Annotated in this window: 3 protein-coding genes; 1 reads left to right on the top strand and 2 read right to left on the bottom strand. The window is 62.6% G+C overall.

Annotated elements, in window-relative coordinates; genetic code table 11:
• The first annotated feature begins 548 nt into the window (after nucleotides 1-548).
• Nucleotides 549-1,253 carry a hypothetical protein gene (locus ABD211_RS23610; protein WP_344135984.1) on the top strand — a complete coding sequence of 235 codons (705 nt, stop codon included), beginning with the start codon at nucleotides 549-551 and terminating at the stop codon, nucleotides 1,251-1,253.
• Between the two features lie 69 nt (nucleotides 1,254-1,322).
• Here ABD211_RS23610 and ABD211_RS23605 read toward each other — a convergent pair whose 3' ends face one another.
• Nucleotides 1,323-1,934, bottom strand: coding sequence for a bifunctional 4-hydroxy-2-oxoglutarate aldolase/2-dehydro-3-deoxy-phosphogluconate aldolase (locus tag ABD211_RS23605; protein ID WP_344135981.1), 612 nt, complete (start codon nucleotides 1,932-1,934; stop codon nucleotides 1,323-1,325).
• Nucleotides 1,934-2,684, bottom strand: a 751-nt coding sequence (locus ABD211_RS23600; protein WP_344135978.1) for an AAA family ATPase, incomplete at its 5' end; no start/stop codon positions are given. The genes ABD211_RS23605 and ABD211_RS23600, both read right to left, overlap by 1 nt.

Raw genomic sequence — 2,684 nt, 5'->3', positions numbered from 1 at the left:
TGAATGCCTCGCAGAGGTCGACCCCGTTGACGTGCTAAAACACGAACGTGAGGCTCTGCAGCTTCACGTTGCACATCTGCAAACTGGCTGCTAGAGTCCGGTGCGTGTTAGGTGGGCTGCAACCCATCCTGCACTGGGGCAGACCTCTTGCGAGGCCTACCTACTCTTACGGCGCGGTCGTTTAACGACCGCGCCGTAGTCGTGCTCCCGAAAGAGATCGGGGAGCCTCGAAAGTTAACCATCGCGGGTCACCCTCCGTCAAGCCGCCTGGTCAGAGGCTGTCTGTCGCGCCACGACGCATTTTCTCGAAGCTTGGTGTCATGGTGACACCCAAAATTCGGATCATGGCGCGTATGATAGCTGTACGACAACTCGAACGGCCCATACATCTGTTCGAATGCCATGTCAAGTCACGCATCGTGAGGGGTTGAGCACAAGTGTCGCCCGACGACGAGTCCGGTACCCGCAAGCTTCCTATGGACAGCTGGGAGCAGCGGCTCACTAGCTCGATCGCGACTGCGATTCGTTACTGGCGTGACCAGCGGGGCATGACCGCGAAGGACGTCGAGGCGGCCACGTGGAGGCTGGGGCATCGGGTGCCCAAGTCCGTGATAGTGAATCTGGAGAATCGCCGGCGAGAGTCTATTTCCGTTGCGGAACTCCTAATCGTCGCGGCGGCATTGGAAGTCCCACCGATTCTATTACTAGCGCCACTCGGTCGCAGCGAATCGGTTGAAGTTCTTCCGGATATTGGGGCTACGCCATGGCAAGTGCGTGGTTGGGTTCATGGCGCGTTCGTGCCGCCGTATGAGGGCCTCTCTTATGAGAGGTGGCGCTATGCACAAATTATTCTTGGCCTGCACGACGTTCATCGTGCTCTGGTAAAGCGCTACATGAATGCGGAAGAGCGGTTGAGGCTGATCGCCCGCAGCCTCCCCGACCTCATGGCTGTCGAGTCTCCCGACGAGGCCGTGGCCACGGTAATGAGGCGGTACAGGATCGTAGCTCAGGACCTTGCGGGATCGCTGAACGAGCTGAGGGACCATCGCAACAGCATGGAAGAGGACGGGTTTCTCCTGCCGGAACTTCCATCTGCGATTGAGGAAGCGCTAATTGCTGGATCCGAGGTCATATCAAGCGACGTAGAGCGCCAGATTATTCAGGACATGTTGTTATTGCGAGACCGAATTCGGCGCCATGCATCGTTGCCGGGCGAGAACGCGAGTGGCGACGAAGAGTCGACAAATTCTTAGCACCAGCGCTTCTTGAGAGTTGGCATGCCGGCCGGGCTGCGCTTTAAAGAGGGCCCGGCCACGGCGAATTCACTTCACCGTTCGTCGGGTGAGGTTCGCAACATGCCCGTTGTGGGCGGGCGATAGCGCGCTGACGCCAAAGCCCACCATGGCCGCGCCGGCATCGAGGTATGCCCGGCCGTCCTGAGGCTGGACTCCTCCCGTTGCCATGAACGACATGCGCGGGAACGGGCCTCGCATGGCGCGAAACCACGCGGGGCCGAGGACGCCTGCGGGGAAGACCTTCACCCAGGTGCAGCCGGCCCTGCGTGCGGTTTGGACCTCGGTTGCCGTGAAGGCGCCCGGCATATGCGGTAGGCCCGCATTCTGACTGGCTGCCGCGACCTGTGGGTCCAGACCGGGGGCGACCGTGTAGCGAGCGCCGGCACGGACGGCCAGGCGGACATGCTCGGTGCTGACGATTGTGCCGGCCCCAACGTCCTTGCCCCGGCTGCGGCCTGCCGCGACCACGGCTTCCAGGATTGGCAGCTCGGCTCGCTCCCCGATGGGCACTTCGACCAGGTCGACGCCCAGCCTCCAAGCTCGCTCTGCTGCTGCCACGCCTGCCTCTGGGGTGCCGACGCCCCGAAGGATCATCATTATCCGGGCGTCACCGAATAGCGCGTTCAGCTCGAGACTCATCACGTCCTGCTCGACAGGATTGATTCCAACAGGCGTTTTGCCTGCACGGAGAGCGGAAGTGGGCTGGACTCCGAGTTGTCGATCACCACGTGCTCCACGGCCGGCCGGAAGTCGAGGTTGATCGCGCCGAGCCATCCTGGCCAGTCAGACAGCTTCGCGCTGTCTCGGGCTGCCCCGCGCCGCCGGATGTACGTCTGCATGCTCGCGGCGTCGCAGTACACCCACACGAACGTGGTGGTGGCGTTCATCGCCGCGTAGCTTGCCTGGGTCTTGGCGAGCCATGCCCGATCGGCGAACTCGCGAACGAACGGCGCGGTCACGATCGCGGAGTTGCCGCACTCGACGTTCTCCGCCGTGGCGGTGGCTAGCGCCTCGTACTCCCGTGGCCTGAGCTGCGTTGTGTACAGGTCGGATTCGCGGTCGTTGGGCGAGCGCCCGAGCAGCTCCAGCGCTGCTTCAACAACGGGTCTGGTCAGTGAATCCTTGTCGAGCATCGGCCAACCCGTTTCGCGCACGAGGATCCGTCCAAGCTCGGACTTTCCGCTGCCTGCATAGCCGCCGATCATGACGACGTTCGGGTGTACGGGCCGCACCTGGTGGTGCTCCTGCTGGCTTGGTGCGTTCACCGTGCGCTGAGAGCGTGACTTGCTGACGACCAGGCCGTCTTCGATCAGGATGCGCATCGCCTCGGAGATCGTGAACGTGCTCGTGTCCCACTGTTCGGCGAGTTCTCGCGTGGAGGGCAGCACC

The organism is Luedemannella flava (genome assembly GCF_039528515.1).
GTDB lineage: Bacteria > Actinomycetota > Actinomycetes > Mycobacteriales > Micromonosporaceae > Luedemannella > Luedemannella flava.
The sequence above is the reverse complement of the archived record's forward strand: the minus strand, read 5'-3'. Positions and strand labels throughout refer to the sequence as shown.